Source organism: Streptomyces sp. NPDC045470 (assembly GCF_040646595.1).
GTDB lineage: Bacteria > Actinomycetota > Actinomycetes > Streptomycetales > Streptomycetaceae > Streptomyces.
In genome coordinates, this window is the sequence record NZ_JBEZAN010000002.1 from 853491 (window position 1) to 880227 (window position 26737).

At 70.7% G+C, this 26737-nt stretch carries 22 protein-coding genes; 5 read left to right on the top strand and 17 right to left on the bottom strand.

The genetic code is table 11. The features are described from left to right. Positions 1-108 precede the first annotated feature (108 nt). From AB0A97_RS10110 to AB0A97_RS10120, 3 genes are all read right to left on the bottom strand, one after another. The gene (locus tag AB0A97_RS10110) at positions 109-762 is read right to left on the bottom strand and encodes a hypothetical protein (RefSeq protein ID WP_361147098.1); all 654 of its coding nucleotides are present in this window, start codon (positions 760-762) and stop codon (positions 109-111) included. A gap of 150 nt (positions 763-912) precedes the next feature. Further along, a complete protein-coding gene (locus AB0A97_RS10115; protein ID WP_361147101.1) occupies positions 913-1098 on the bottom strand; it encodes a DUF397 domain-containing protein in 186 nt (61 codons plus the stop codon). Positions 1099-1108: 10 nt separating this feature from the next. Further along, positions 1109-1993, bottom strand: coding sequence for a helix-turn-helix transcriptional regulator (locus AB0A97_RS10120; protein ID WP_361147104.1), 885 nt, complete (start codon positions 1991-1993; stop codon positions 1109-1111). A 146-nt stretch (positions 1994-2139) separates the two neighbouring features. On the opposite strand from AB0A97_RS10120, the gene AB0A97_RS10125 reads away from it, so the two are divergent. After that, positions 2140-2541, top strand: a complete 402-nt coding sequence (locus AB0A97_RS10125) for an ATP-binding protein (protein WP_361147107.1) — start codon at positions 2140-2142, stop codon at positions 2539-2541. Between the two features lie 101 nt (positions 2542-2642). On the opposite strand, the gene AB0A97_RS10130 is transcribed toward AB0A97_RS10125, so the two are convergent. The 7 genes from AB0A97_RS10130 to AB0A97_RS10160 form a co-directional block, all read right to left on the bottom strand. Further along, positions 2643-3695, bottom strand: coding sequence for a dipeptide ABC transporter ATP-binding protein (locus tag AB0A97_RS10130; protein ID WP_361147110.1), 1053 nt, complete (start codon positions 3693-3695; stop codon positions 2643-2645). Next, positions 3688-4725: an ABC transporter ATP-binding protein gene (locus tag AB0A97_RS10135; protein WP_361147112.1), complete on the bottom strand. Its 1038-nt coding sequence runs from the start codon at positions 4723-4725 to the stop codon at positions 3688-3690. Before AB0A97_RS10135 ends, AB0A97_RS10130 begins: the two co-directional genes overlap by 8 nt. Before the next feature lie 11 nt (positions 4726-4736). Further along, entirely contained in the window at positions 4737-5726 is a 990-nt protein-coding gene (locus AB0A97_RS10140; protein ID WP_361147115.1) for an ABC transporter permease, read from the bottom strand. Beyond that, a complete protein-coding gene (locus tag AB0A97_RS10145) occupies positions 5719-6645 on the bottom strand; it encodes an ABC transporter permease (protein ID WP_125054441.1) in 927 nt (308 codons plus the stop codon). Before AB0A97_RS10145 ends, AB0A97_RS10140 begins: the two co-directional genes overlap by 8 nt. Before the next feature lie 94 nt (positions 6646-6739). Then, entirely contained in the window at positions 6740-8368 is a 1629-nt protein-coding gene (locus AB0A97_RS10150; RefSeq protein WP_361147119.1) for an ABC transporter substrate-binding protein, read from the bottom strand. Between the two features lie 492 nt (positions 8369-8860). Further along, positions 8861-10765, bottom strand: coding sequence for a translational GTPase TypA (gene typA / locus AB0A97_RS10155; protein ID WP_361147122.1), 1905 nt, complete (start codon positions 10763-10765; stop codon positions 8861-8863). A gap of 393 nt (positions 10766-11158) precedes the next feature. Beyond that, positions 11159-13537 (bottom strand): ABC transporter substrate-binding protein, encoded by a 2379-nt coding sequence (locus AB0A97_RS10160; RefSeq protein ID WP_361147125.1) that lies wholly within the window; start codon positions 13535-13537, stop codon positions 11159-11161. A 515-nt stretch (positions 13538-14052) separates the two neighbouring features. Between AB0A97_RS10160 and AB0A97_RS10165 the strand changes: the two genes are divergently transcribed. The 4 genes from AB0A97_RS10165 (at position 14053) to AB0A97_RS10180 (ending at position 18102) form a co-directional block, all read left to right on the top strand. Further along, positions 14053-14385: a hypothetical protein gene (locus AB0A97_RS10165; RefSeq protein ID WP_361147128.1), complete on the top strand. Its 333-nt coding sequence runs from the start codon at positions 14053-14055 to the stop codon at positions 14383-14385. Between the two features lie 67 nt (positions 14386-14452). Next, complete coding sequence (locus AB0A97_RS10170; RefSeq protein ID WP_361147131.1) at positions 14453-15313, top strand: hypothetical protein; 861 nt, start codon at positions 14453-14455, stop codon at positions 15311-15313. A gap of 15 nt (positions 15314-15328) precedes the next feature. Beyond that, positions 15329-17323: a fumarate reductase/succinate dehydrogenase flavoprotein subunit gene (locus tag AB0A97_RS10175; protein WP_361147133.1), complete on the top strand. Its 1995-nt coding sequence runs from the start codon at positions 15329-15331 to the stop codon at positions 17321-17323. After that, positions 17320-18102: a succinate dehydrogenase/fumarate reductase iron-sulfur subunit gene (locus AB0A97_RS10180; protein WP_361147136.1), complete on the top strand. Its 783-nt coding sequence runs from the start codon at positions 17320-17322 to the stop codon at positions 18100-18102. The genes AB0A97_RS10175 and AB0A97_RS10180 overlap by 4 nt, the downstream gene beginning before the upstream one ends. A gap of 60 nt (positions 18103-18162) precedes the next feature. Here the strand turns inward: AB0A97_RS10180 and AB0A97_RS10185 are convergent, their stop codons facing one another. The 7 genes from AB0A97_RS10185 to AB0A97_RS10215 all read right to left on the bottom strand — a co-directional run bounded on the left by AB0A97_RS10185 (position 18163) and on the right by AB0A97_RS10215 (position 26552). Further along, complete coding sequence (locus AB0A97_RS10185) at positions 18163-18678, bottom strand: GrpB family protein (protein ID WP_361147139.1); 516 nt, start codon at positions 18676-18678, stop codon at positions 18163-18165. Positions 18679-18742: 64 nt separating this feature from the next. Then, positions 18743-21553 carry a SpoIIE family protein phosphatase gene (locus AB0A97_RS10190; RefSeq protein ID WP_361147407.1) on the bottom strand — a complete coding sequence of 937 codons (2811 nt, stop codon included), beginning with the start codon at positions 21551-21553 and terminating at the stop codon, positions 18743-18745. Between the two features lie 278 nt (positions 21554-21831). Continuing rightward, positions 21832-22221 (bottom strand): ATP-binding protein, encoded by a 390-nt coding sequence (locus AB0A97_RS10195; RefSeq protein ID WP_361147410.1) that lies wholly within the window; start codon positions 22219-22221, stop codon positions 21832-21834. 548 nt (positions 22222-22769) lie between these two features. After that, complete coding sequence (locus AB0A97_RS10200; protein WP_361147141.1) at positions 22770-23213, bottom strand: (deoxy)nucleoside triphosphate pyrophosphohydrolase; 444 nt, start codon at positions 23211-23213, stop codon at positions 22770-22772. A gap of 38 nt (positions 23214-23251) precedes the next feature. Further along, positions 23252-23431, bottom strand: a complete 180-nt coding sequence (locus AB0A97_RS10205) for an SPOR domain-containing protein (protein ID WP_030020236.1) — start codon at positions 23429-23431, stop codon at positions 23252-23254. 349 nt (positions 23432-23780) lie between these two features. Then, on the bottom strand, positions 23781-25487 hold the full coding sequence (locus tag AB0A97_RS10210) for an APC family permease (protein ID WP_361147144.1): 1707 nt from the start codon (positions 25485-25487) through the stop codon (positions 23781-23783). A 312-nt stretch (positions 25488-25799) separates the two neighbouring features. Beyond that, entirely contained in the window at positions 25800-26552 is a 753-nt protein-coding gene (locus AB0A97_RS10215) for a GntR family transcriptional regulator (protein WP_030020234.1), read from the bottom strand. Between the last annotated feature and the right edge of the window lie 185 nt (positions 26553-26737).

Consider the following 26737-nt stretch of genomic DNA (forward strand, 5'->3'; position numbering starts at 1 on the left):
CCCCGGACACCCACCGACGCCCTCGGCCCCAACCTGGCACCTCCCGTCCCCCACACCACGCCACCCGCCCGCAACACGGGCCAGAACCCCCCGTACGAGCGATCCCCGTCACTCCCCGTGGGGCTCACAGCCGACACCGTCGCCGTCACGGTCAAGGCGGTGCGGGTCGTCCGGCCCCACTCGGGTCGGGCCGTCGAGATCGGAGCAATCGACATCGGGCCCACCCGTCGACGGGCCAGGACGAGGCGAACCACCGCTGGGCGTCGGCCCCGCCACCACCTGAATGTCCGCGGCGACGATGGCCCCGCCCCGCACCGTGTACGTACCGGCAAAGGTCCGCACGGACCCGTCCCGCTGCTCGGCTTCCAACGTCACCGTCACCACGTCGCCGCTCACGTCCACGACACGCACGGTGTCCCGGGCGGTGTCCGCGAAGCCGGCCGCGAAGGCGTCGTACGTCCCCCCGAGGTTCTTGCCTCCGAGGTCCCAGGCGCGGCGGAAGTCACGAGCGTTGACGGCCGCGTAATAGTCCTGGACGACGGAGGCGGCATCCCGGGCGGTGGCCGTCGGCCCGGCCTCCGGTGACGCGGTACTCCCGGCCGTCCCGCTGCCGGAAGGCGCGGGCGTCGGCTCCTCAGTGACCGTACGCGTGCTGGTGACCGTGGTCTCCGTACGGTCCGCCCGGTCGCCGGACGCCCCGCAGCCCGCCAACGCGGTCGCGGCCAGGACAGCGACGGACGCCGTCATGCCAAGGCGGCGCATCAACCTCACCCCACCCGGTGGAACGTACCTGCCCCTTCAGTCTGCGCCGCCAACACCAACCACGCCACCGCCCCGACGCGCGCATCCCCACCGGCCAGCCGCCCGCCTTCCCGCAAAGCGCAACCCCCGCACAAAACGCACACCCAAGAATCAACCGACCGCCCCCACCTTAAGCACCCGCACCAGTCCCCCCAGCGCCCCCACAGACACCCTCACCACCCCACCCTCCGCACTCTCCCGCACCCACCGCACATCTCCACACCCGGCAGCCACCTCGACACACGTATCCGCGCCACCTTCACTGAAGCTGGACCTCTGCCACGTGAGCTGGGACATGCACGCCCTCCTAGAGCAGGGGATACAGGAGACGCCGGATGATCCCCAGCGAGTCCTTCACCGCGTGCGCCTCGCGGAGGGCCGCGGCGTCGACCGGAGGCAAGGCCACTTCGCTGAGCCTAGCGAAAGTGGCGTGGTACCTCGCAAGAGCGTCCGAATCACCGAGGTACAGGGAGTTTTCGACGTGTGACACGACGACCGTGCCCAGTTCCTCGACCTCCGGCTCCACCACCGTGAACGAGGTACCAAAAGGCACCGGCCCGGCGAAGGGCAGCACTTGCACGGTGACGTGCGGAAGCCGCGACACCTCGATCAGCCGGATCAACTGGTCGCGCATGACGCCGCGCCTGCCGAGCGACACGTGCAGGGCCGCTTCGTGAACGACCAGGTGGGTGCGCGGCGCCCCGCTGCCGCTGAGCACCTGCTGGCGCCTCAGCCGGAAGTCGACCGCGAGGTCCCGCTGCCGCCTCGTCTCCCGCGTGTATCCCTCATGGTGGATGGCCGCGGCGTACTCACGGGTCTGCACCAGGCCCGGGATGAACATCGGTTCGTAGCAGAGCAGGCGTCCGGCCCCGGATTCGAGTTCGGCGAGATCCAGGAGGGACGGCCGCACCGCGCTTCTGTAGGCGCTCCACCAGCCCTTCCCCCGGGCCTCGCCCATCGCGATCAGCGCTTCGAGGTAGGTAGAACGTGTACCACTCGTGGTCTGAGCCAGTGCCCGCAGCCGCTCCGGCGCCAGCGGGGTGCGGCCGGCCTCCACATTGCTGACGTGCGACTGCCGCATGCCCATCACGTCCGCGGCCTCACTGACCGTCAGGCCGGCGCGCTCCCGTAGCCTGCGGACTTCGGCTCCGAAACGTCGCTGCCGGTACGTGGGACTCGCCCTCAGGCCCATTCATCCCTCCCAGATCCCCCTCGGCAGTATGGACCAGCCAGCCATTTCTGTGAGTTGGTGGCACGTATACGCCACCCATCGCTACCTTGAGTGTGGAACCAGTCACAGAGCGCATTCGCAGACCACATCCACCTGGAGGCTGCCTCATGAGCACGCCCAGCGACACCTGGTCCTACGGCCTGTTCATTCCGCATGACCCCCGGGCGGTCGGTGTCGTCAGAGCCGCGCTGCGGCACATCCTGGACGGGGCCGGGCTGAACTGCCTGACGGAGACGGCGGAGCTGATGGTCTCGGAGCTGGTGACCAACTCGTACCAGTACGCGAAGACCGACGCGTACGTGAGCGTGGACCGCTCACCGTTCGACCTCACGATCGCCGTGTGGGACACCGGGCCGGGCGTGCCGGCGCGGCAGAGCGCCGGGGCCGAGGAGGAGTACGGGCGCGGGCTCGGGATCGTGGCCGCCTGCGCCGACAGCTGGGGAGTGCGGGACTGCCCGAACGGCAAGGCCGTGTGGTTCACCGTGACGCCCAAAGGGGACCGGGAGTGACGCCGCGGGAGCGAGTCGGTGCTGGTGGCGGCCGGGTACGCGTACGGGGGCGCCCGGAGCGGATGCCCCGGACGCCCCCGCGTACGCGCGTACGGCCCGGCTCAGGCCGCGCCGACCACGTCCTTCTCCTCCGCGAAGTGGCAGGCCGAGTCGTGCGCCGCGAGGCTGCCCGTGGTGGCGAAGCGCTCCGGTACGGCGAGCAGCGGCACCTCCTCGGCGCACTTGTCCTGGGCCTTCCAGCAGCGGGTGCGGAAGCGGCAGCCGGACGGCGGGTTGGCCGGGGACGGCACGTCGCCGGAGAGGATGATCCGCTCGCGGCCGGCCCGCGCCTCCGGGTCCGGTACGGGGACGGCGGAGAGCAGGGCCTGGGTGTACGGGTGGGTCGGGTGGTCGTAGATCTGCTCGTCGGTGCCGATCTCCGCCATCTTGCCGAGGTACATCACCCCGACCCGGTCGGAGATGTGCCGGACGATGGACAGGTCGTGGGCGATGAAGAGGTAGGAGAGGTTGAACTCGTCCTGGAGCTTCTCCATCAGGTTGATGACCTGCGCCTGGACCGACACGTCCAGCGCCGAGACGGGCTCGTCGCAGATGATGATCTCGGGGTTGAGGGCCAGTCCGCGGGCGATGCCGATGCGCTGGCGCTGGCCGCCCGAGAACTGGTGCGGATAGCGGTTGACGTACTCGGGGTTGAGGCCGACGACGTCCAGCAGGTCCTGGACCTTCTTGCGGCGGTCGCCCTTGGGGGCCGCCTCCGGGTGGATCTCGTACGGCTCGCCGATGATGTCGCCGACCGTCATGCGCGGGTTCAGCGAGGTGTACGGGTCCTGGAACACCATCTGGATGTTGCGACGCACGGCCTTCAACGCGCGCCCCGACAGCTTGGAGATGTCCTGGCCCTTGTAGAAGACCTCGCCGGACGTCGCCCGTTCCAGGTTCATCAGCAGCTTGGCGACCGTGGACTTGCCGCAGCCGGACTCGCCGACGATGCCGAGGGTCTCGCCCTCGTACAGCGAGAAGGAGATGCCGTCGACGGCCTTGACCGCGCCGACCTGCTTCTTGAACAGGATGCCCTGGGTGAGCGGGAAGTGCTTGACCAGGTCGCGGACTTCGAGGATGGGCTCGCGCGCCGCGTCCTTCGTGGGCTCAGCCATTGATCGTCTCCTCCCAGAAGTGGCACGCGCTGCCGCGGCCGTCGGCGACGCCGTGCAGCGGCGGCACCTCGGTACGGCAGATGTCCTGCGCCTTGGGGCAGCGCGGGTTGAACGCGCAACCCGTGGGGATGTTCAGCAGGTTGGGCGGGAGGCCCTTGATCGCGTAGAGCTCCTGGCCCTTCTGGTCCAGGCGCGGGATGGAGTCGAGCAGGCCGCGCGTGTACGGATGCGCGGGGTTCTTGTACAGCTCGTGCACGGGCGCGTGCTCGACGATCCGGCCCGCGTACATCACCGCGATCTTGTCGGCGACGTCGGCGACCACACCCAGGTCGTGGGTGATCAGGATCAGGCCCATGTTGTACTCGCGCTGGAGGTCCGCGAGCAGATCCATGACCTGCGCCTGGACCGTCACGTCGAGCGCCGTGGTCGGCTCGTCCGCGATGATCAGGTCCGGTTCCAGGGCCAGCGCCATGGCGATCATGATGCGCTGGCGCATACCGCCGGAGAACTGGTGCGGGTAGTCCGAGACCCGGGCCGCCGCGGCCGGGATCTTCACCCGGTCCATCAGCTCGATCGCCTTGGCCTTGGCGTCCTTCTTGGACATGCCCTGGTGGACCCGGAACATCTCGCCGAGCTGGTAGCCGACGGTGAGCACCGGGTTCAGCGACGACAGCGCGTCCTGGAAGATCATGGCGATCTTCGCGCCGCGGGTCCGGCGGCGCTCCTCGGGCGTCATCTTCAGCATGTCCTGGCCGCGGAAGAGGATCTCGCCCTGCGGGATCTTCGCCGGCGGCATGTCCAGGATGCCCATCACGGCCTGCGCGGTGACGGACTTGCCGGAGCCGGACTCGCCGAGCACGGCGAGCGTCTCGCCGGCGCTGACGTTGTAGTTGACGCCGTTGACGGCCTTGACGACGCCGTCCCGGGTGTGGAATTCGACGTGCAGGTCACGGACGTCGAGCAGCGGACCGCTGTCCTTGGCGTCCGCCCCCGGCTTGGGAACGTCCGCGGTCTTCGAAATGGTGGTCACGTACGCCTCCCTCAGCGCAGCTTGGGATCGAGGGCGTCGCGCACCGCGTCGCCGAGGAGGATGAACGCCAGCACGGTGATGCTCAGGAACGCCGACGGGATGAGCAGGACGTGCGGGGCGTCGCGCAGCACGTCCTTGGCCGCGGAGATGTCCACGCCCCAGGAGATGGCCGGCGGCTGGAGGCCGATGCCCAGGTAGGACAGGGTGGCTTCGGCGGAGATGTAGCCGGCCAGCGCGATGGTGGCGACGACGATGACCGGCCCGATGGCGTTCGGCAGGATGTGCTTGAACAGGATGCGGGTGTTGCCCGCGCCGAGCGCCCTGGCGGCCGTCACGAAGTCCGCCTGCTTCTGGGTGATCACCGCGCCGCGCATGACGCGGGCGAGCTGCATCCAGCCGAAGACGGCCAGACCCAGGGTCACGGTCCACACCGTACGGCTGGTGAACGCCTGCAGGAGGACGAGCGCGCCGAGCAGCAGCGGGATGCCGAAGAACACGTCGGTGATACGCGACAGGAGGGCGTCCGCCCAGCCGCCGAAGTAGCCCGCGAGCATGCCCAGCAGGCCGCCGAAGACGGTGACCGCGAAGGTCACACAGACACCGACGATGATCGAGGCGCGGGCGCCGTAGACGGTACGGGCCCACACGCTCTGGCCCTGCTTGTTGTAGCCGAACCAGTCGACCTGGAACAGGTGCGACCACTGGGGCTCGCCCAGGTAGTGGTTGCGCAGGTCGGCGTGGGCCGGGTCGGCGCCCGTGAACAGCGACGGCACGGCCGCCATGATGATCAGCACCACGAGCAGCACGCCGGCGATCCAGAACATCGGCCGGGAGCGCAGTTCGCGCCAGGCGTCCTGGCCGAGGCTGCGGGGCTTGTTGGCGGGGCCGCCGGCGGCCTCGGCCGCGGCAGCGCCGACGCCGGGCGCCGCGAGGTCCACGGTGTCGCCGGTGGTGCCCGGGCCCGCGACGCTGCCGGGGTTCACAGTTGTCTTCTCAGGCATAGCGGATCCTCGGGTCCAGAACGGCGTACAGCAGGTCCACGACCAGGCTGCTCACGAGGTAGATGAGGACGAGCACCGTCACGATGCCGACCACGGTGGGGCCTTCGCTGGTCTGGATCGCCTTGAACAGCGTGTTGCCCACGCCCTGGACGTTGAAGATGCCCTCGGTGACGATGGCGCCGCCCATCAGCATGCCGAGATCGGTGCCGAGGAAGGTGACCACGGGGATCAGGGAGTTGCGCATCAGGTGCACGCCCAGGCGCCGGCTCTTGGGCAGGCCCTTGGCGAGCGCGGTGCGCATGTAGTCGGCGCGCAGGTTCTCCGCGACGGTGGTACGGGTGAGCCGGGTGACGTACGCGAGCGACAGGGCACCGAGCACGATCGCCGGTACGGTCAGTTCCCCCAGATTCATGGAGTCCTGGACCGTCGGTGTGATCAGCCCCCATTTCAGACCCAGGAAGAACTGGGCGAGGAAGCCGAGCACGAACACCGGGATCGAGATCACGATGAGGGTGAGCACCAGAACAGCCTGGTCGACGAGCTTGCCGCGCTTCAGGCCGGTGAGCATGCCGAGCGCGATACCGATGACGACCTCGATACCGAAGGCGTAGAGCGCCAGCCGGATGGTGACCGGGAATGCCTCGGCCATCAGGTCGGCGACCGGTCGGCCGGTGAAGCTGTCACCGAAGTCGCCCTTGAACAGGCCGGTCAGGTAGTTCCAGTACTGGGTCAGCATGGGCTGGTCGAGCCCGTACTGGTGCCGAAGTCTGGCGACGGTGGCCGGGTCGGCGGCCTTGTCACCGAAAAGCGCCTTGATGGGGTCGCCCGGCAGCGAATACACCATCAGGAAAATGAGCAGAGTGGTCCCGATGAAGACCGGGATCATCTGGAGCAGTCGCCTCGCGACATAACGCCCCATGGTTCCTCCTGTCGCTGACGGGCCCAGCGGCCGCCTCGCCCCGGGGTGGAGGGGGCGGGCGGCTACTGGGCCTGCGTCACATGCAGCGTCCCGGTTACTTCTTCTTGACCTCGACGTCGGTCCAGATCGCCTGGCGGTAGGTGTCGAACTTCACGTTCTGCACCTTGTTGGAGTAACCGCCCAGGGTGTGGTCGAAGAACAGCGGGATGGAGGGCATCGTCTCCGTCAGCTTCTTCTCGGCCTGGAGGTAGAGCTTGTTGGACTCCTCGATGGTCTTGGCCGCGTTGGCCTGGTCCATCAGCTTGTCCAGCTCGGGGTCGGAGAAGCCCATGTCGTTCGCGCCGGCACCGGTGCGGTACTGCTCGGAGATGAAGTTGGAGATGTTCGGGAAGTCCTGGACCCAGCCCATACGGAAGGCGCTGTCCATCTTCTTGCCGGTGATCTCGTTACGCACCTGCTGGAAGGTCGGGCGCGGCTGGGCGGCGCAGTTCACGCCGGTGTTCTGCTTGATGTCGTTGCAGACCGCCTCGGCCCAGTCCCGGTGGCCGCCGTCATTGTTGAAGGTGATGGTCATCTTGTTGCCGGGGACGCCACCGCCTTCCTTGATCAGCTGCTTGGCCTTGGTCGGGTTGAACTTGCAGAACTCGCCGCAGACGTCCTTCTTGTAACCCTCGACGACGGTGGGCACCCAGCCGTCGGCCGCGTCGGAAGCGCCCTTGAGGACCGTCTTGACGATGGTGTCGCGGTCGATGGCCATCGACAGACCCTGGCGGACCTTGGCCTTCTCGGGCTTGCCCCACTCCTTGTCGTACATGGGGAAGGCGATGGTGGTCTGGCCGCCGTACGGCTCGTTGACGGCGCGCTCACCGAGGTCGGACTTGAACTTGCCGGTCGCCGAGTTCGGGACCTTGTACATGATGTCGACCTTGTTGGAGACCAGGTCGTTGTAGGCGCTGTCGTCCGTGTTGTAGAACTTGAAGATCACGCCGCCGTTCTTGGGCTTGTCCTCGCCCTTGTAGTCGGCGAACTTCTTCGTCTTGAACTGGACCTTGTGCTCCCAGTTCCCGTCCTGCTGGTACGGGCCGTTGCCGATGGGGTGCTCGCCGAACGCCTTGGTGTCCTTGTAGAACGCCTTGGGCAGCGGGAAGAAGGCGTCGTAGAAGAGACGCTCCTTGAAGGTCGAGACCGGCTGCGACAGCTCGATGGTGAACTCGTTGTCGTTGACGACCTTCAGGCCCGACATCTTGTCGGTCTTCGGGTCGCCCTCCTTCGGGTGGATCTCCTCGTAACCCTTGATGGGCTCGAACCAGGAGGAGTTGAGCTGGGCGTTCTTGGCGTTGGCGCCCCAGTTCCAGGCGTCCACGAAGGAGGCCGCCGTGACCGGCTCGCCGTTGTGGAACTTCCAGCCCTTCTTCAGCTTCACCGTGAAGTGCTGGTTGTCCGTGGACTCGACGCTCTCGGCGTTCTGGTAGCGCAGCTTGCCCTGGAGGTCGAAGTCGACCAGACCGCGGAAGAGGTTCTTGACGATGTAACCGCCGCCGACCTCGTTGGTGTTGGTCGGGATCAGCGGGTTCTGCGGCTCGGTGTTGTAGTAGGTGTACGTGCCGTTGGGGTCAACGGGCGCGTTGTTGCCACTACTGCTGCTGCCGCCGCCGCACGCCGTGGCGGTCAGGGCCACGGCTATCGCACCTGCGACCCAGGTGGCGCTCTTGGCACCGCGCATGGGACTGCCTCCTCATGAGTCCATTCACTTCATGGAAAGGAGCTGCCCGCAGCTGACACCCCTGACAGCCAGCGACCAGCTCCTGCTGCTCGTGAGTCGGCGCTCCCCACAGCGCGTGACCCATTGACCCGAGCTCAATGCACCCCAGTCTCAGTCACCTTCGCCCCATAAACCACGTGTAAGGGGTCTCGGTTTGGTCACATCCGTTTTCCGAGAGTTCGGAATCCGGACAAACCAAACCATCCAGACGGTAACGAAACGGACCGTCGGCACCACACATGCTGATCTTCGTCCGTAATTCGGACTCTCCATGGCCGGATCGCAACCGGAATCCCGTTGACACGGTGATCATCAATGCGGTAGCCGACCCGCCGTACCGGTAAACGGAAAACGCCCCACCGGATCGGAAATCCGGTGGGGCGCTCGCTGAGCGTAATCGCCGGGCGGCCGCGGGTCATTACCCAGCGTGTCCGCCCGGCGCCTCGGTGCGTATTACCGCTTCGCGCGCGAAGCGGTGCGGCCGCGCTCCTTCTGATCCAGGACGACCTTGCGGATACGGACCGCCTCCGGGGTCACCTCGACGCACTCGTCGTCGCGGCAGAACTCCAGCGACTGCTCCAGGGAGAGCTTGCGCGGCGGCACGATCGCCTCGAAGGAGTCGGCGGAGGAGGAGCGCATGTTGGTGAGCTTCTTCTCCTTGGTGATGTTCACGTCCATGTCGTCGGAGCGCGAGTTCTCACCGACGATCATGCCCTCGTACACCTCGGTGCCCGGCTCGGTGAAGAGCACACCGCGCTCCTGGAGGTTGGTCATCGCGAAGGCGGTGACCGCGCCGGCCCGGTCGGCGACCAGCGAACCGTTGTTGCGGGTCGTCAGCGTGCCGAACCAGGGCTCGTGGCCCTCGTGGATGGAGTGCGCGATACCGGTGCCGCGGGTGTTGGTCAGGAACTCCGTACGGAAGCCGATCAGACCGCGGGACGGCACGACGAACTCCATGCGGACCCAGCCCGAGCCGTGGTTGGACATGTTGTCCATCCGGCCCTTGCGGACACCCATGAGCTGGGTGACGGCGCCCATGTGCTCCTCGGGCACGTCGATCGTCATGCGCTCGACGGGCTCGTAGGTCTTGCCGTCGACCTCCTTGGTGACCACCTGCGGCTTGCCGATGGTCATCTCGAAGCCCTCGCGGCGCATCTGCTCGACCAGGATGGCCAGCGCCAGCTCACCGCGGCCCTGCACCTCCCAGGCGTCGGGGCGCTCGGTGTCCAGGACGCGCAGCGAGACGTTACCGATCAGCTCGCGGTCCAGCCGGTCCTTGACCTGGCGGGCGGTGACCTTGCGGTCCTTGGTCGCGGCCTTGGCGTCCGCGCCCTTGCCGGTGCCGCCGCGGCCGACCAGCGGCGAGGTGTTGGTGCCGATGGTCATCGAGATCGCGGGCTCGTCGACCGTGATCAGCGGCAGCGCGACCGGGTTCTCCGGGTCGGCCAGCGTCTCGCCGATCATGATGTCGGGGATACCGGCGACGGCGCAGATGTCGCCGGGGCCGGCCACCTCGGCGGGCTTGCGGGTGAGCGCCTCGGTCATCATCAGCTCGGTGATGCGCACGCTCTGGACCGACCCGTCGCGCTTCATCCACGCGACGGTCTGGCCCTTGCGCAGCTCGCCCTGCTCGACGCGGAGCAGCGCGATACGGCCGAGGAAGTTGTCCGCGTCGAGGTTGGTGACGTGGGCCTGGAGGGGCGCCGACTCGTCGTACTCGGGGGCCGGGACGGCCTCCAGCAGGGTGCTGAAGAACGGCTCCAGGTTGGTGCTGTCCTGCGGGACCGTGCCGTCCTCCGGCTTGGTCAGCGAGGCGACACCGTCACGGGCGCAGGCGTAGACGATCGGGAACTCGATCTGGTCCTCGTCCGCGTCCAGGTCCAGGAACAGGTCGTAGGTCTCGTCGATGACCTCGGCGATCCGGGAGTCCGGGCGGTCGGTCTTGTTGATGCACAGGATGACCGGCATCTTCGCGTCCAGCGCCTTGCGCAGCACGAAGCGGGTCTGCGGCAGCGGGCCCTCGGAGGCGTCCACCAGCAGCACGACCGCGTCCACCATCGACAGGCCGCGCTCGACCTCGCCACCGAAGTCGGCGTGGCCGGGGGTGTCGATGATGTTGATGGTGATGACGTCGCCGCCATCCTTGGGGTGGTACTTCACCGCCGTGTTCTTGGCGAGGATCGTGATGCCCTTCTCACGCTCCAGGTCGTTCGAGTCCATCATGCGGTCGTCGAGGGACTCGGCAGCGTGCGCGGCGAAGGAGCCGGCCTGCTTGAGCATGGCGTCGACGAGGGTCGTCTTGCCGTGGTCGACGTGGGCGACGATGGCGACGTTACGAATGTCGTGGCGCGTGGGCATACTGCGGCGCTTCTCCCGGATCGTGGATGGCGGCACGTACGGTCCGGTACGTGTGCCTGCCGGGCATGAAGACGCCACGGCCTCACCCCATGGTACGGGGCTGCCGCGGCATCGGCCGCCCCTGGGCCGCAGAACCGCCTCCGACCTGCGGAGATGCTGAATCGAACGGGCACTGCGCGCCGGGGCGCACGCCCGCTTCGCCCGGGGGAGCGTCCGGCCGTGACCGGGGCGTGGCACGCGGCCGGCCGGGCGGGGGACCGCTCCGGCCGGCCGCCGGTCGGGTTGTCGGGTCCGGCCGCCGGTTCCGGTCGTCGGGTCCCCCGTCGGACCCGGCCGCCAGGTCCGGTCATCGGGCCCGGCCGCCGAATCCGCTCGTCCGCTACGCCCGGCCCCTCACTTCTTGTAACCGATGTCCTGGAAGCGCGGGGTCGCGAAGCCGAAGGCGCCCGCGTTGACCAGGCTCTCCTTCGCCGCGACGACCTCGGGCCGCTGGTAGAGCGGTACGGACCCGGCCGCCGCCCAGATCCGCGCGTCGGCGCGGTCGACCAGCTCGCGGGAGGCGTCCTCGTCCAGCTCGGCGGCCGCCTGGTCGAAGAGCTGGTCGATGTGGTCGGTACCGACCCGGGTGTAGTTCTGCTCGACGGTGAGGCTGCCGTCGGCCGCGGGCTGCGGCTTGGCGTAGATGGGGCGGCCGTCGGTGGCCGGATAGGCGGAGCCGGGCCAGGTGTAGAGCGCCAGGTCGAAGTCGCCGGCCGCGATGTGGTCCTCGAAGTAGCTCTTGTCCGGCACCTTCTGCACGGCGGTCTGCACCCCGATGCGGGCGAGCATCCCGGAGATCCGGTCGGCGACCGTCCGCAGCCGTTCGGAACCCGGGCCGTCGGGGAGCACGAAGCGCAGGACGAGCGGCTTGCCGTCCTTCTTGAGGGCGGGGACCGGGCCGCGGGCCGTGGGGTCGCGGAAGGCGTCCACCGGGGCGGCCAGGCCGCCCTCGACCGGCTTGCCGTCGGCCGCCCTGACCTGACCCGCTCCCTCCGTACCGGTGCCCCGGCCGCCGGCGGCCGGGGCCACCTCGATCATCTCGGCGGCGGTCAGCGCGCCGGCCGCCAGCATCTCGAAGCGCCGGTAGTCCGCGTACGCCGCGACGGTGATGTCCCCCCGGGCCGCCGTGCGCAGGTTCGCCGCCACGTCCTTGTAGAGGCCGGCGCTCTGCCGCAGCAGCGTGGACCGCTGGAGGTCGGCGGACCGTACGCCGACCGCGGACAGCGGTGTCACCGGTCCGGCGGCCGCGAGTTCCCGGTCGCCCGCCTTGCCGTCGTCGGAACCGCCCCGGTCGGCGTCCACCTTCTTCTCCGGGTCCCGCGGCTGCGCCGGGGCGCCGCCCGGCGCCCGCCAGCCCGCGTCCGCCAGCATCGCCCGTGCGGCCTTGGTGTCCGGTCCGCCGAGGGCGCCGCTGTGGTCCGCGTACCCGGGCTGGCCCGTCATGAGCAGATGGCTGCCCAGCGGCCGGTTCGGCAGACCGAGGGGTTTGAGTACGAAGTCGGCCAGCTTCTGCCGGTCGACGGCGCGGGCCACCGCGCGGCGCACCCGGTCGTCGTTGAGCGGGCCGGTGCTGCCGTTGAGGGCGAGCTGGGTGTAGGCGGGCTCCAGGGCCTTGCGGACGGTGAAGCGGCGCAGGGCGTCCCGCTCGGCGGCGGACACCTTGCGCGGCGGGGCGTCGTCGCCGCGCGGGGCCGGGGAGCGCCCGGCGTCGGCGTCTTCGACGCGCCCGGTCTCCGAGGCGCCCGGTGTTCCCGCGCTCGGTGAGCCGGCTCCCGGCGACCCGGGGCCGGACGGGCTGCCGCCCGGTGTTCCGGGGTCGGCCGACCGCGAGGCCGCGGGCTTGCGCGCCGCGATGATCGCCCGGGCGTCCGCGGGGTCCACCTCGGCCAGGTCGACCTTGCCCGCCACCAGGGCCGCGGCCCGCTTCTCGCGGGGCAGCGCGGTCAGCACGATGGTGTCCAGCTTGGGCCGGGCGCCCCACCACTTCGGGTTGCGCGCGAGGGTGAGCGTGCCGGCCTCGCTGTCCCGCTCCCGCACCGTGAACGGCCCGGCCACCGCCTTGAGCTGTTCACGGGCGCCGTCGTTGAAGGCGCGCGCGTCGCCCGTCACGCTCTTCGGGTACAGCGGCGTGAACAGTGACTTCCAGTCGGCGTACGGCTTGGTGAAGGTGACCTCGACCTCGTGCGCGCCGCCGCCCCGTCCGACCTTCTCGATGCGGTCGTACCCGGCGTTGCGGGCGCTCCAGTAGGCGTTGTCCTTGCCGTTCAACGCCTTCCACTGCGCGGCGAAGTCGTCCGCTCCGACGGCCCGGCCGTCGCTCCACCGCGCCTTCGGGTTGATCTTGTAGACGACGGTCTGGCGGGGCTCGCGGTCGGTGACGTCGGCGGCGTCCAGGAAATCCGGGTTGCGCTGCGGGCGGCCCCGCTCGTCCAGGGTGAACAGCCGGGGCAGTACGGCGTCGGTGACGCGCCGCGTGGCCGCGTCCGCGCGCGCCTGGAAGGCGTTCAGTGTGCCGGGCGCGGCGTCCACCGCCCAGCGCAGGGTGCCGCCCTGGCGCACCTTGTCGCGGGGAGTGACGGAGATGTCCTGGGCACCGGGGCCTGCCTGCTCGGCGTCGTCGCCTCCGCCGCAGCCGGTCAGGACCGGCAGCGGCAGCAGCACTCCGGCAGCGAGGAGCGCGGCGCAGCGGCGCCTGCGGCAGGCCGCGCCGCCTGAGCTGACGGGGTGGGTCATCACGGTTACCTCCGGGGCTCGCCCGCGCCGCGGCGCCGCCGCGGCGGGCCGCGGGGCCACGGATCACGTTCGGCCGACTTTGCGGCTCATCACATCTATGGCTCCACCACTGAAGGGGACCGGCCGCCACCGGGGCGGGCGACACGTCGGCGGCCGCCGCGAAGGCCACCCGCCCGGCCCAACCGTTTCCGCTCCCGGCCGCCCCCGTGCCCGGCGCGCGCGGTCCCGTACGGCGGGCTGCGCGGTTCCCGTCACGGGCCCGCCCGCACCGACCGGGAGGGCGTACGGGTGCCGCGTCCGCGGGCGTACACGCCGCCGTACAAAAGCACGCCCTCCGGCGCGGACCGAGGGCGCACACGTGCCGAAACACGCCGGTCCGGTTCCGGAATCACGGCAGATCCCTTCCCAATCGCGACTGTGACGCGCGACACTCGCAGGCGCACGCCGCTGCGCCCGGACGGGTCCGGGCGAGCGGCGAGGGCGCGCCGACCACACCCGCGGAGGTGAGGCAAGTCATGTCCTTGCAGGACGATCTGACGGCAGCTCAGCGCAGTCTGGACGACCTGGAACGGTCGGTCGGACGACTGGAGGCACAGGTCGGCGGCGGCCTGGACATCCGGCGCGTACGCAGCGACACGGACCATCTGCGCGAGAGCCTGCAACTGCTGCGGGACGGCAGCGCGGACGCGCCCGGCGGGCGGCCCGCGTACACCGTGGGCCCGCGCACCGGCCGCCCCTCGGCGCCCGTCCCCGAGATGGTGACCATCCCGGACGCGCCGTACGACGCCGCCCTGTGGGCCGACGCGGAGGACGAGGGCCTCGGCGCCCGCGACCGCCGGGCACCGTAGCCCCCACCCGTACCGCCGCTGAGCGCCACCCGTCCCACCACCGGACAGCCGTCTACGGAGACCGACGTTGGCCACTGGCACCGAACCCCAACCGCATACCGAGGCAAGCGGCGCGAAGGGCGCGGCCGGTCCGCCCGGCACCGGCGTCCACGCTCCCTCGCGCGCCGCGATAGCCGCCCGCCACCTGCGCACCGACCGATGGTGGCTGTATCCGGCCACGACCGCGGCGGGCCTGTTCGCCTTCGTCGTGTACTCGACGTGGCGGGCGTTCGCGAACGCGGACTACTACGCCGCACCGTACGTCTCGCCGTTCTACTCGCCGTGCCTGGCGGAGAACTGCCACCCGATGCGCGGCGGGCCCAACTGGGACGTCTTCGGCAGTTGGTGGGGCCTGTCCCCCGCGCTGCTGATCCTGATCTTCCCGCTGGGCTTCCGGCTGACCTGCTACTACTACCGCAAGGCGTACTACCGCGGCTTCTGGGCCTCGCCCCCGGCCTGCGCGGTCGCCGAGCCGCACAAGAAGTACACCGGCGAGACCCGCTTCCCGCTGATCCTCCAGAACATCCACCGCTACTTCTTCTACTTCGCGGTGCTGGTCGCGGGCATCCTCACCTACGACACCCTGCTCACCTTCCGGAACGCGGACTACGAGTGGGGCCACATGGGCCTCGGCACCCTCGTCTTCCTCGTCAACATCGTCCTCATCTGGGCGTACACCCTCTCCTGCCACTCCTGCCGGCACATCGTCGGCGGCCGGCTGCGGCACTTCTCCAGACACCCGGTGCGCTACCGCCTGTGGGGCTGGGTCGGCAGGCTCAACGCCCGGCACGCGGCGCTCGCCTGGGCGTCGCTGATCAGCGTGGCCGCCGCCGACTTCTACGTCTTCCTCCTCGCCACCGGGGTCTTCGACGACCCGCGCTTCTTCTAGGAAGGGTGCCTTGTGATGACGCAGCTCGACCGGCAGGAGTGGGACGTGGTCGTGGTGGGCGCGGGCGGCGCCGGGCTGCGCGCCGCCATCGAGGCCCGTGAGCAGGGGATGCGTACGGCGGTGATCTGCAAGTCGCTGTTCGGCAAGGCCCACACGGTCATGGCCGAGGGCGGCATCGCGGCCAGCATGGGCAACGTCAACGAGGGCGACAACTGGCAGGTGCACTTCCGCGACACGATGCGCGGCGGCAAGTTCCTCAACCACTGGCGGATGGCCGAGCTGCACGCCCGCGAGGCGCCGCAGCGGGTCTGGGAGCTGGAGACCTGGGGCGCGCTCTTCGACCGCACCCCCGACGGCCGGATCTCGCAGCGCAACTTCGGCGGCCACGAGTACCCGCGCCTGGCGCACGTCGGCGACCGTACGGGCCTGGAGCTGATCCGCACCCTCCAGCAGAAGATCGTCTCCCTCCAGCAGGAGGACGAACGCGAACTCGGCTCGTACGAGGCCCGGTTGAAGGTGTTCCAGGAATGCACCGTCACCCGTGTCCTCAAGGACGAGGGGCGGGTGGCCGGCACGTTCTGCTACGAACGCGAATCCGGCCGCTTCTTCGTCCTCCAGGCCCCTTCGGTGGTCCTGGCGACCGGCGGCATCGGCAAGTCCTTCAAGGTCACGTCCAACTCCTGGGAGTACACCGGCGACGGGCACGCGCTCGCACTGCTCGCCGGGGCGCCGCTGATCAACATGGAGTTCGTCCAGTTCCACCCGACCGGCATGGTCTGGCCGCCGTCCGTCAAGGGCATCCTCGTCACCGAGTCCGTACGCGGCGACGGCGGGGTGCTGCGCAACAGCGACGGCAAGCGCTTCATGTTCGACTACATCCCGGACGTCTTCAAGGAGAAGTACGCCCAGTCGGAGGACGAGGGCGACCGCTGGTACGAGGACCCGGACCACAACCGCCGCCCGCCCGAGCTGCTCCCCCGCGACGAGGTCGCGCGCGCCATCAACGCCGAGGTCAAGGCGGGCCGCGGCTCCCCGCACGGCGGTGTCTTCCTCGACGTCTCCACCCGGATGCCCGCCGAGGTCATCCGGCGGCGGCTGCCCTCCATGCACCACCAGTTCAAGGAGCTGGCGGACGTGGACATCACCGCCGAGGCGATGGAGGTCGGGCCGACCTGCCACTACGTGATGGGCGGCGTGGACGTCGACCCGGACACCGCGGCGGCCACCGGCGTCCCCGGCCTGTTCGCCGCCGGCGAGGTGGCAGGCGGGATGCACGGCTCCAACCGGCTCGGCGGCAACTCCCTCTCCGACCTGCTGGTCTTCGGCCGCCGCGCGGGCCTGTACGCGGCCGAGTACGCGCGCGCCCGCTCCGTACGGCCCGCCGCCGACCCGCTCCAGCTCGACGCCGCGGAGGCGGAGGCGCTGCGCCCGTTCAGCGCCGAGGGGTCCGACGCGCACCACGCCGGGCGCCCCGCCGAGAACCCGTACACCCTCCACCAGGAACTCCAGCGGACGATGAACGACCTGGTCGGCATCATCCGCAGGCAGGGCGAGATGGAGGAGGCCCTGGAACGCCTCGCCGACCTGCGGACACGGGCCCGCCGGGCCGGGGTCGAGGGCCACCGGCAGTACAACCCCGGCTGGCACCTGGCCATCGACCTGCGCAACATGCTGCTGGTCAGCGAGTGCGTGGCCCGCGCGGCCCTGGAGCGCAGGGAGTCCCGCGGCGGGCACACCCGGGACGACTACCCGGAGATGGACCGGCGCTGGCGACGGATCAACCTGGTCTGCGAGCTGGCCGAGGACGGCGCGGACCTTCCCCCGCGGGACCCGGCCGTCGGCCAGATCCGCCTGTCCCGCCGGGAGAATCCGCCCGTCCGGCCCGACCTGCTGGCCCTTTTCGAGCGGGACGAACTGGCGAAGTACCTGACGGACGACGAACTGGCGGCGGACAGCGGCCCGGCGGCAGCCGCCACCGGAGGAGCCGACGACGAGGGGGCGAGCCGGTGAGCGCGCAGTCCGACGCCTACAAGGCGCACTTCAGGATCTGGCGGGGCGACGCGGACGGCGGCGGCCTGGCGGACTTCCGGGTCGAGGTCAACGAGGGTGAGGTGGTCCTCGACATCATCCACCGCCTCCAGGCCACCCAGGCCCCCGACCTCGCGGTGCGCTGGAACTGCAAGGCGGGCAAGTGCGGCTCGTGCAGCGCGGAGATCAACGGCCGGCCCCGCCTGATGTGCATGACCCGGATGTCCGTCTTCGAGCGCGACGAGACCGTCACCGTCACCCCGATGCGGGCCTTCCCGGTCGTCCGCGACCTGGTCACGGACGTCTCCTTCAACTACACCAAGGCCCGCGAGATCCCCAGCTTCGTCCCGCCGCCGGAGCTGGCGCCGGGCGAGTACCGCATGCGGCAGGAGGACGTCGGCCGCTCGCAGGAGTTCCGCAAGTGCATCGAGTGCTTCCTGTGCCAGGACACCTGCCACGTCGTCCGCGACCACGAGGAGAACAAGACCGCCTTCGCCGGCCCCCGCTTCCTGATGCGCGTCGCGGAACTCGACATGCACCCGCTGGACGCCGCTCACGAGTCCGGCCTCGACCGCAAGCGCACCGCCCAGGAGGACCACGGCCTCGGCCACTGCAACATCACCAAATGCTGCACCGAGGTCTGCCCCGAACACATCCGCATCACCGACAACGCCCTGATCCCCCTGAAGGAACGCGCGGCCGACCGCAAGTACGACCCGCTGGTGTGGCTGGGGAACAAGATCCGGCGGCGGAGGGAGTGAGCTGAGGGCAGGCGGTACGAGTACGGGGGCGGCGGCGTGACCGTGGCCGCCTCCGGCTGCTCACGCGCCGGGGCCGGAACGGGCCGCCGCCATGATCTCGGCGACCACGTGCGCCTTGAGCGCGGAGTAGGCGAGCAGCGTGGGGGCCCGCTCCGCCGCTTCGCGCTTGGTACGGGCATACCGTCGTGCGACGTCCGGACGGGCCCGGAGAAAGTCCCGGAAGACCATGTTGTCCCTCCACAGGTGCCCGTCGCGTTCCACGACGTGGACGTTGGCGGGGTCCGCGGGACGTCTTCTGAGGTACTCGCGACCGGGGACACCGGCAGTGCCGAGGTGCTCGAACCCCATGCCTTGGACGGCCGCGACGACAGCCGGGACCAGCGCGGGCGCGCAGCCCACCTGTACGTCGACAACGGGCTTGGCGGCCAGCCCGGGCACGGACGTCGAGCCGATGTGCTCGACGTCGGCGGCGGCCCATGCCAGCCGGCGCGCGAGGTCGCGGACGAGTGCCTGGCCCCGCCGCGCCCAGGCCGGATCGTAGGCAACGACGTGGACGGGCTCGTCGAGATCCGCCATGCCACCAGCTTAACGACGGCCGGTGCGCCGGGGCCGCGCCTGAGCCGGACCGGAACCGCGCCCGTCAGAACAGGCTCAGCAGAGCGTCCGCCGGATCGGGCAGGGCGGTGTCGCCGTCCGGGAGCGGCAGTTCGAACCAGACGGTCTTGCCGCGCGGGGTCCGACGGCTGCCCCAGCCCGCGCTGAGGAGCCCGACGAGCTGGAGGCCGCGGCCGCCCTCGTCGGTGTCCCGGGCCCGCCTGCGGCGGGGCTGCGCCAGGTCCGCGTCCCACACCTCGCACACCAGGGTCCGGTCCAGCAGCAGCCGCAGCCGGATCTCGCCGTGGCCGTGCCGCAGCGCGTTGGTGACCAGCTCGCTGACCAGCAGTTCGGTGGTGTCGACCAGGGCCTCCAGCCCCCAGTCCGTGAGCTGGTCGCGGGCCAGCTCACGGGCGCGGGAGACCGAGCGGGCCTCGGGGGCCAGGTTCCAGTCACCGACGGAGTCCTTGGGCAGCCCGTGCACGCGGGCCATCAGCAGCGCGATGTCGTCCTCGCCGTGCCGGGTGTCCAGCGCGTTCAGTACGTGGTCGCAGACGTCCTCCAGCGGGCGCCCGGCCTCCGACAGGGCCGTCTGGAAGGCGCGCAGGCCCTCGTCCAGCGGGTGGTCACGGGATTCGACCAGGCCGTCCGTGTAGAGGGCGAGCAGCGCGCCGTCGGGCAGTTCGACCTCGGTCTCCTCGAACGGCTCGCCGCCGACGCCCAGCGGCATACCGGGCGGCACGTCCAGCAGCAGCGCCTCCTCGCCCTCCTCGACCATGACGGGCGGCAGGTGCCCGGCGTTGGCGAAGGTGCAGCGCCGGGTGACCGGGTCGTACACGGCGTAGACGCAGGTGGCGAGGTAGACCTCGGAGAGGTCGGCGGTGCCGGAGCCGCAGCGCGAGGCGTCCGCCGGGGAGCCCGCCTGCGCGCCGGAGGGGGGCGCGGAACGGCTGCGCGGGGCGCGCGACGTCGTACGGGCGCCGCCGCCGGTCGCGCCGAGCCCGCGTGCGATCTCGTCGAGCGCGGACAGCACCTCGGCCGGCTCCATGTCGAGCAGGGCCAGGGTCCGTACGGCCGTCCGCAGTTCGCCCATCGCGACGGCGGCGCGCAGCCCGCGCCCCATCACGTCACCGACGACGAGCGCGGTGCGGTGGCCGGGCAGCTCGATGACGTCGAACCAGTCACCGCCGACCTCGGTGGCCGTCGTGCCCGGCAGATAGCGGCAGGCGATGTCCAGGCCGGCCGCCTCGGGGTCGCCCGGCGGCAGCAGGCTGCGCTGGAGGATCAGGGCGCGTTCGTGCTCCCTGCGGTACAGCCGGGCGTTGTCGATGCAGACCGCGGCGCGCGCGGCCAGGTCGACCGCGAGGGCGGTGTCCCGCTCACCGAACGGCTCGCTGCCCTTCGTCCGGGAGAACTGCACCAGCCCGACCACCGTGTCGCGGGCGACCATCGGCACGGCGAGCGTCGAGTGCACCACGGCGCCCAGCTCGGCCCGCTCCTCGTTCTCCCGGCCCGGGATGATCTGCGCCTGCGCCGTACGCAGCGCGCCCGCGCACGGGGAGTTGAACGGGTAGCGGTGGACGGCGCCGACCGCGACCGGCCCCGCCTCGCCCTCGGGCACGTCGCAGGCCATGGTGGCCAGCGGCGCGTCCGAGACGGCGCTGGAGAAGGCGACCCGGCGCAGCTCGGCGCTGCCGTCGGCCATCCCCGGCGGAGCCTCGTCGCCGGCCAGCAGGCCCTGGTAGAGGTCCACGGAGGCCAGGTCGCAGAACTGCGGCACGGCCACGTCGAGCAGCGTGCGGGCGGTGGTCTCCAGGTCGAGGGAGTTGCCGATACGGGCACCGGCCTCGTTGAGCAGCGCCAGGTTGCGGCGGGCGCTCGCGGCCTCCCGCTCGGCCCGTCGGCGGCCCGTCACGTCGGCGGCCAGCGCGGCGACCCCGATGGGGCGGCCGCTGGCGCCGTGCAGGCGGTACAGGGACACGGACCAGCGGCGCCGGTCGGCCTCACCTCCCGGCGTGGAGGGGTACGCCGGGCCCGAAGGTCCGGACGGGTAGGCCGTACCGGCCGACGCGGACGGGTACGCCGTCCCGGAGGGGGCGGACGGGTAGGCCGTACCGGTGGCCCCGGAGGCGTACGCCGCGCCCGCGGGGGCGGAGGGCTCGGGAGCGGTGGGGGCGGGGATGGCGGCGGAGGAGGCGTGCGCGGGCGCCGGGACCGTACCGACGAGCTGCATCTCGCCGACCGGCTCCCCCGTCTCCAGCACCCGCCGCAGCGCCGACTGCAGCCGCTCGGCCTCGGAGCGGGGCAGGAAGTCGTGCGGCCCGCCCCCGCGGTACTTGGCCGCGGGGCCGCCGAAGACGGTCGCGAACCGCTCGTTGACGCGGCGGATCCGCAGGTCCGTGTCGAAGAGCAGGAAACCCATCGGAGATTGGCCGAAAACGGCTTGAGAGGCCGCGAGGTCGGTCTCGATGCCGCGCAGCGCGTGGACGTCGACGACGAGACAGACCGCGGCCCGCTCGCCGTCCGCCGTCTCGGACGGCATCACATAGATCTCCGCGAGCCTGCCGTCCCCGGCGTCCGGCGCGTCGTCCCGGTCCGCGCCGCGCGGGCGGTACGGGACCAGCCCGGTCCACTCCCGGCCGTCCAGGATCTGCGAGACCGTGCGGTGGGCCTGTTCACGCAGCTCGTGCGGGACGAAGGCGGCCACCGGGTCCTTGCCGACCGCGTCGGCGGCGGGGATGCCGAGCATCTCGGCCGCGCGCTCGCTCCACCGGTCGATGCGTCCGTCGGGACCGAGGGAGAAGGACGCGACCCGGATGTAGTCGTAGATGGAGCCGGGCGGGCTGCTCTGCCATATCGGCGGGCCTTCCGCGCCTTCCGGCGCCGAGCGGCCCGACGGCCGCGCCGGACCGTCCGTACCGCCCGGCCCGGCAGGCTGCGCGGGTCCTGCCCCGCCAGATGTCTTCTCGCTCACGAGCCCCGTCCCCTCCAGCTCATCGTGCCCGGACCGGACGAGCCGAGTATCCAGCACCGCGGCTGTCCGGAACACGGTCTTCACGATCACAGCACAGTCTCGATCGCAGGCCGTCCACAGAATGTCAATGAAACGGCAACGATCAGGCCGCCACCAGACTCCTAACCCGCCACAGACAGCTCGAACCACACTGTTTTACCTGTCCTGCCATGTCGGGTGCCCCAACTCCGTGACGTGCACGCCACCAGCTGGAGTCCCCGGCCGCCCTCGTCCTCGGGAGTCGCGGCGCGCTCCCGGGGCGGGTCGGGCACCGGGTCCGACACCTCGACGAGCAGACCGCCCCCGCTCTTGAGGACGATCCGTACGCCGATGGGCCCGCTGGCGTAGCGCAGCGCGTTGGTCACCAGCTCGCTGACGAGCAGAACGGCCAGGTCGACGACGGTGTCCAGCCCCCAGTCCTGAAGTGTCTCGCGGACCACGGCACGGGCGGTACGGGCGGACCCGGGCTCGGCCGGAAAGCTCCACTCGGCGAGCGGGGAGCCGGAGATCATGCCGCGTCCGGGCGCGTAGGGGGCGGATTCGGGGACCCCTGCCGCTGCACTGTCGCTCACGCCGATCACTTCCCAGCCCGATGCGCGCACCCTCCGGATGGTCCGTGGTGAGGGGGTAAACAGCACATACCCGGTATCAGCGCGTCAATATCGCCCTCAATGGCGCACTGTGGCACAAACGGCGTACTGAGGCATACGGGGCCTCGGCGCGCACGCCTCGTGTGCGGCGGGGCACCCCGGTGCGCCGCCACACCGGGGCACACCCTTACGAGGGATCCGGCCGATCCGATGATCGTCCCGTACGGGGGAACGGTGAGGTGACAAGATGACCGGTCAGCGCGGGGCGGGGCGGGGCGGAGCGGGACGGTACGAGGCGGAGCGGTACGGGGCGGGGCGGGGCGGTACGGGACAGCTCGGGCGCCGGACACGGTACGGGGCCCATGAGGTTTTCACGGCCCATGAGGCCGCCAGGGCCTGTGGGGTCCCCAGGTCCTACCAAGCTCGCACGGACCTGTGCGGCTCCCGGGATGTGCGGAGCTGCGGCCTCGTCACGGGGCGTACGGGGCGCCGGACGGATACAAGGCCCCCGACACCTCCGCGGCCCCGAGGCGGCGCATCACCTCGGCGACCGCCGGGCGGTCCTGGTCCAGCCAGTCGACCTCGCCCTCCTGGCCCGGCGTCAGCCAGCGCAGCTCGTCGTGATCCTGGAGGGGCCGGGGCTCCCCGGACACCAGCCGGGCCGTCCACACCCGCAGGACGAGACCGGGACGCGGCGCCCACTCCCCCGGAATCCGGCCCAGCGGCTCGACCTCGATCCCCAGCTCCTCGCGCAGCTCGCGGACCAGCGCCTCCTCGGGCGTCTCACCGGGCTCGACCTTGCCGCCGGGCAGCTCCCAGCGGCCGGCCAGCGCGATCGGGGCACTGCGCCGCGCCGCCAGCAGCCTTCCCCCGTCGAGCACCGCTCCACCCACCACCACACGCACGTCCGTCATGCGCGGCAGCCTACGTCCCGCGCTGTCGCTCCCTCGTCTCAGGTGGCGGCGTGCCCCACCCGCTCCACGACGTACAGCCGCCCGTTCCTGCGGGTGTCGAGCCGGTCGGCCACCTGCTCCGCTTCCGCGCGGGTGGCGTAGCGGCCGACGCGATAACGGTTGCCGCCCTCGTCCTGGCGAATGACGAGCCAGGGCAGCACCGCTCCACTGTCGGTCATCGCGCCCCTCCGTCCGCCGTCCAGCGCGCCGTCGCGCGCCCCTCCTGCACTGATGCCGAAACCGCATTCCGCATATGCCCGAGCCTACGCCCGACCTTCACGCACCGGATACGGCTTTGCACAAAGAGGTACCGAACCGGCCATCGAACAGCGCGCAAGGGACGTACGGGCCGCCCCGCGGACGCCCCGGGCGCACACACGAACGGGCGCCGCCGGCGGCTCCTGCCACCGACGGCGCCCGCCGAATTCCGTGCCCGACAGGGCGTCACGTCGTGCCCGAGAGGGACGGCGCCGCGCCCCGGGGGGCGTGCGCCCCACCCGATAAGGGCGACGCCCCGCCCCAGAGGCGCTACGCCTTGCCCGCCTCCGACTTCACGCCGGACGCGTCACCGGCGTTGCTGTCGGCCGCGGCCCGCTCCTCGGCGGCCTCGGCCTCGGCCGCCGCCAGCGACTCCGCCTCGGCCTCGACCAGCGACGGGTTGCGCCAGGAGCTGCGGACACCCCACACGTAGAAGAGCAGACCGATCACGGCGACCACGACGATGTCCCAGCCCGGCGGCAGGTAGCCCTTGCCGCCGAACTCCTCGCCGCCCATGTACGAGACACACGCCATGACCAGCAGGTACGCCACCATCCAGGCGCCCGCCTTCAGGTGCGGCTTCAGCTCGGCCCACGGCTTGCGCAGCTCGTACCAGGCCCAGACCGGCAGACCGACCGCCATGATCAGGATGACCTTGCCGGTGAGCGGCCAGCGGCCCCAGTACAGGACCAGCGAGCCGAAGACCATCGCGACGGGCGCGATGACCGGCATGATCCGCAGCTTCACCGGCCGCTTGATGTCGGGCGAGAGACGGCGCAGCGACATCACCGCGACCGGCCCGGTGATGTACGAGATCACGGTGGCCACCGAGACGATCTCGGCGAGCGAGCCCCAGCCGCGGAATACGGCGAGGAAGAGGAAGGCGATGAACAGGTTCAGCACCAGCGCCGGACGCGGCACCCCGGTCTTCTTGTCGACCCGGCCGAAGATCTTCGGCAGGTGACCGTTCTCCTGCACGCCGTGGATCATGCGCGAGGTGGTGGCCGCGTAGATCATGCCCGTACCGGACGGGGAGACGAACGCGTCCGCGTACAGCAGCAGCGCCAGCCAGTTCAGGCCCCAGGCGACGGCGAGGTCGGCCAGCGGCGAGTTGTAGCCGAGGTGGGCCCAGCCGCCGACGGACTCCAGCTTGCCGCCGGGGACCGCCATCAGGAAGGCGACCTGCAGCGCGACGTAGATGACGAGCGCGATCAGGATCGAGTAGATGACGGCCTTGGGCAGCGACTTGCCCGGGTTACGGGCCTCGCCGGCCATGTTCAGCGGCGACTGGAAGCCGTTGTAGGCCCAGACGATGCCGGAGACGGCGACGGCGGTGAAGACCGCGCTCCAGCCGTTCGGCGTGAAGCCGCCGTGGTCCTTGATGTTGCCGGTGTCGAAGTGCGCCAGCATCAGGGCGCTCGCGGTCAGGATCGGGACGACGACTTTGAAGACCGTGATCGCGGTGTTGGTCTTCGCGAAGAGCGAGATCGCGAACCAGTTCAGGAAGAAGTAGAAGATCAGCAGGAGGCTGGCCAGCGCGACACCGCTGCCGGTCAGCTCCTTGCCGTCGTACAGCCCCTGGGTCCACCCGAAGCTCCAGGAACTCATGTACTGGACGGAGGCGGTCGCCTCCCCGGGTATGACGGAGACGATCGCGATCCAGTTGGCCCAGGCGGCGAGGTAGCCGGCGAGCGAACCGTGCGAGTACTGGCCGTAGCGGACCATGCCGCCCGCCTTGGGGAACATCGAGCCGAGCTCGGTGTACGTGAGGGCGATCGTGAGCGCGACGACCGCGCCGATGACCCAGGCGAGGATGGCGGCCGGGCCGGCGATGGCGGCGGCCCGCTCGGCCCCGAAGAGCCAGCCGGAACCGATGATCGACCCAAGACCCGTGGCGGTCAGGGCAATGGTCCCGAGGGACCGTCGGTAATTCGAGTGGGAGCCCTGCTCCGCGCTCTGGGTCTGCGTCGTGCTCAACGTGCTTGGTCTCCTGATCTTCCCCCGTGCCGTGCACAAACTTCGCCATCGTAAGAGCGAATTGGAAGATCGGATTCCCAAGCGGGGTCAAAACTCGGGTCTGGCTGAAGGTGTGTGAGGTTTCCAACACACCAATTGGCCTCCCAAATCCCGACATACTGTTACTTAGGGGGTGGCTACTGGCGGGTTACGCGTCAGTACGCAACGTGCGATCTTGGCCGTAGCGGCAGGAAAATTGCTAGGTAGCAACGGGTTTCAGCCATCACGAAGCAGGGAAAAGGGCCCGCCTCACCACACCCTGCCCCACCCGGCTCAGTGCACCGGCAAGTGGTACGCCACCCGATGGCGGTCGGCGAGCGTCACGACATCGGCCGTCTCCACGGGGCGGCCGCCCGCGAAGTACGTACGCGAGATGACCAGCACCGCGTGGCCCGGCACCCCGCCCAGCGCCATGGCCTCCTCCGCCAGCCCGGGGCGCGCCCCGACCTCCTCGACCACGTTGTCCACGATCACGTCGATGGCCGCCATCCGCTCGACCACCCCGCGCCCGGCCAGCGGCCCCTCCTCGGGCAGCATCACCGGCGTACGCCCCGTGATGTCCAGCGGCTCCCAGGACGTCGAGAGCATGGCCGGCTCACCCTCCGCCCGGAAGAGATACCGCGTGCGCATCACCCGGTCCCCCACCTGGATGCGCAACCGGGAGGCGACGACCGGACCGGCCTCCTCCCGCTCGCTGCTGGACTCCCAGGTCCCCTTGACCCGCTCGTCGGCCTGCTCCTGCCGGAAGGGCGTGGCGCCGACGCCGGTGCGGTAGCCGGCGCGGGCGATGCGGCGCGGGACGGGCTGCTCGCGGACGTACGTCCCCGACCCGGAGCGGCCCTCGACCAGCCCCTCGGCCATCAGGACCTTGCGCGCCTCCAGGGCGACCGTGTCGGAGACGCCGTACTCCTCGCGGATGCGGGCCTGGGAGGGGAGGCGGGTGTGCGGGGGCAGCACACCTTCGACGATCTTCTGGCGCAGGTCGCCGGCGACGCGGAGGTACGCGGGCTGCTCACCGAAAGGCACATGCCCCTCCCAACAGCTTGACAGTCAGCAACAGCGTGGCAACCGCGCGTTGTTGACCGCAAGCCTGGGCCAGTAATTCACTCGATGTGATGAAGCCCAGCTCAACCGGCCTACCGACCAGGGAAGTTGACCACTCACGGACACGCGCACCCGGCTGCCCGGCACGGCCGCGCCGTTCGTGCGAG

Excerpts from the sequence above, each read along its gene's own strand:
- AB0A97_RS10150 (WP_361147119.1), bottom strand. The coding sequence starts at position 8,368 with ATGCGCGGTGCCAAGAGCGCCACCTGGGTCGCAGGTGCGATAGCCGTG.
- typA (WP_361147122.1), bottom strand. The coding sequence starts at position 10,765 with ATGCCCACGCGCCACGACATTCGTAACGTCGCCATCGTCGCCCACGTC.
- AB0A97_RS10200 (WP_361147141.1), bottom strand. The coding sequence starts at position 23,213 with ATGACGGACGTGCGTGTGGTGGTGGGTGGAGCGGTGCTCGACGGGGGA.
- AB0A97_RS10195 (WP_361147410.1), bottom strand. The coding sequence starts at position 22,221 with ATGATCTCCGGCTCCCCGCTCGCCGAGTGGAGCTTTCCGGCCGAGCCC.
- AB0A97_RS10185 (WP_361147139.1), bottom strand. The coding sequence starts at position 18,678 with ATGGCGGATCTCGACGAGCCCGTCCACGTCGTTGCCTACGATCCGGCC.
- AB0A97_RS10115 (WP_361147101.1), bottom strand. The coding sequence starts at position 1,098 with ATGTCCCAGCTCACGTGGCAGAGGTCCAGCTTCAGTGAAGGTGGCGCG.
- AB0A97_RS10145 (WP_125054441.1), bottom strand. The coding sequence starts at position 6,645 with ATGGGGCGTTATGTCGCGAGGCGACTGCTCCAGATGATCCCGGTCTTC.
- AB0A97_RS10160 (WP_361147125.1), bottom strand. The coding sequence starts at position 13,537 with ATGACCCACCCCGTCAGCTCAGGCGGCGCGGCCTGCCGCAGGCGCCGC.
- AB0A97_RS10110 (WP_361147098.1), bottom strand. The coding sequence starts at position 762 with ATGCGCCGCCTTGGCATGACGGCGTCCGTCGCTGTCCTGGCCGCGACC.
- AB0A97_RS10140 (WP_361147115.1), bottom strand. The coding sequence starts at position 5,726 with ATGCCTGAGAAGACAACTGTGAACCCCGGCAGCGTCGCGGGCCCGGGC.
- AB0A97_RS10175 (WP_361147133.1), top strand. The coding sequence starts at position 15,329 with ATGACGCAGCTCGACCGGCAGGAGTGGGACGTGGTCGTGGTGGGCGCG.
- AB0A97_RS10125 (WP_361147107.1), top strand. The coding sequence starts at position 2,140 with ATGAGCACGCCCAGCGACACCTGGTCCTACGGCCTGTTCATTCCGCAT.
- AB0A97_RS10120 (WP_361147104.1), bottom strand. The coding sequence starts at position 1,993 with ATGGGCCTGAGGGCGAGTCCCACGTACCGGCAGCGACGTTTCGGAGCC.
- AB0A97_RS10165 (WP_361147128.1), top strand. The coding sequence starts at position 14,053 with ATGTCCTTGCAGGACGATCTGACGGCAGCTCAGCGCAGTCTGGACGAC.
- AB0A97_RS10205 (WP_030020236.1), bottom strand. The coding sequence starts at position 23,431 with ATGACCGACAGTGGAGCGGTGCTGCCCTGGCTCGTCATTCGCCAGGAC.
- AB0A97_RS10130 (WP_361147110.1), bottom strand. The coding sequence starts at position 3,695 with ATGGCTGAGCCCACGAAGGACGCGGCGCGCGAGCCCATCCTCGAAGTC.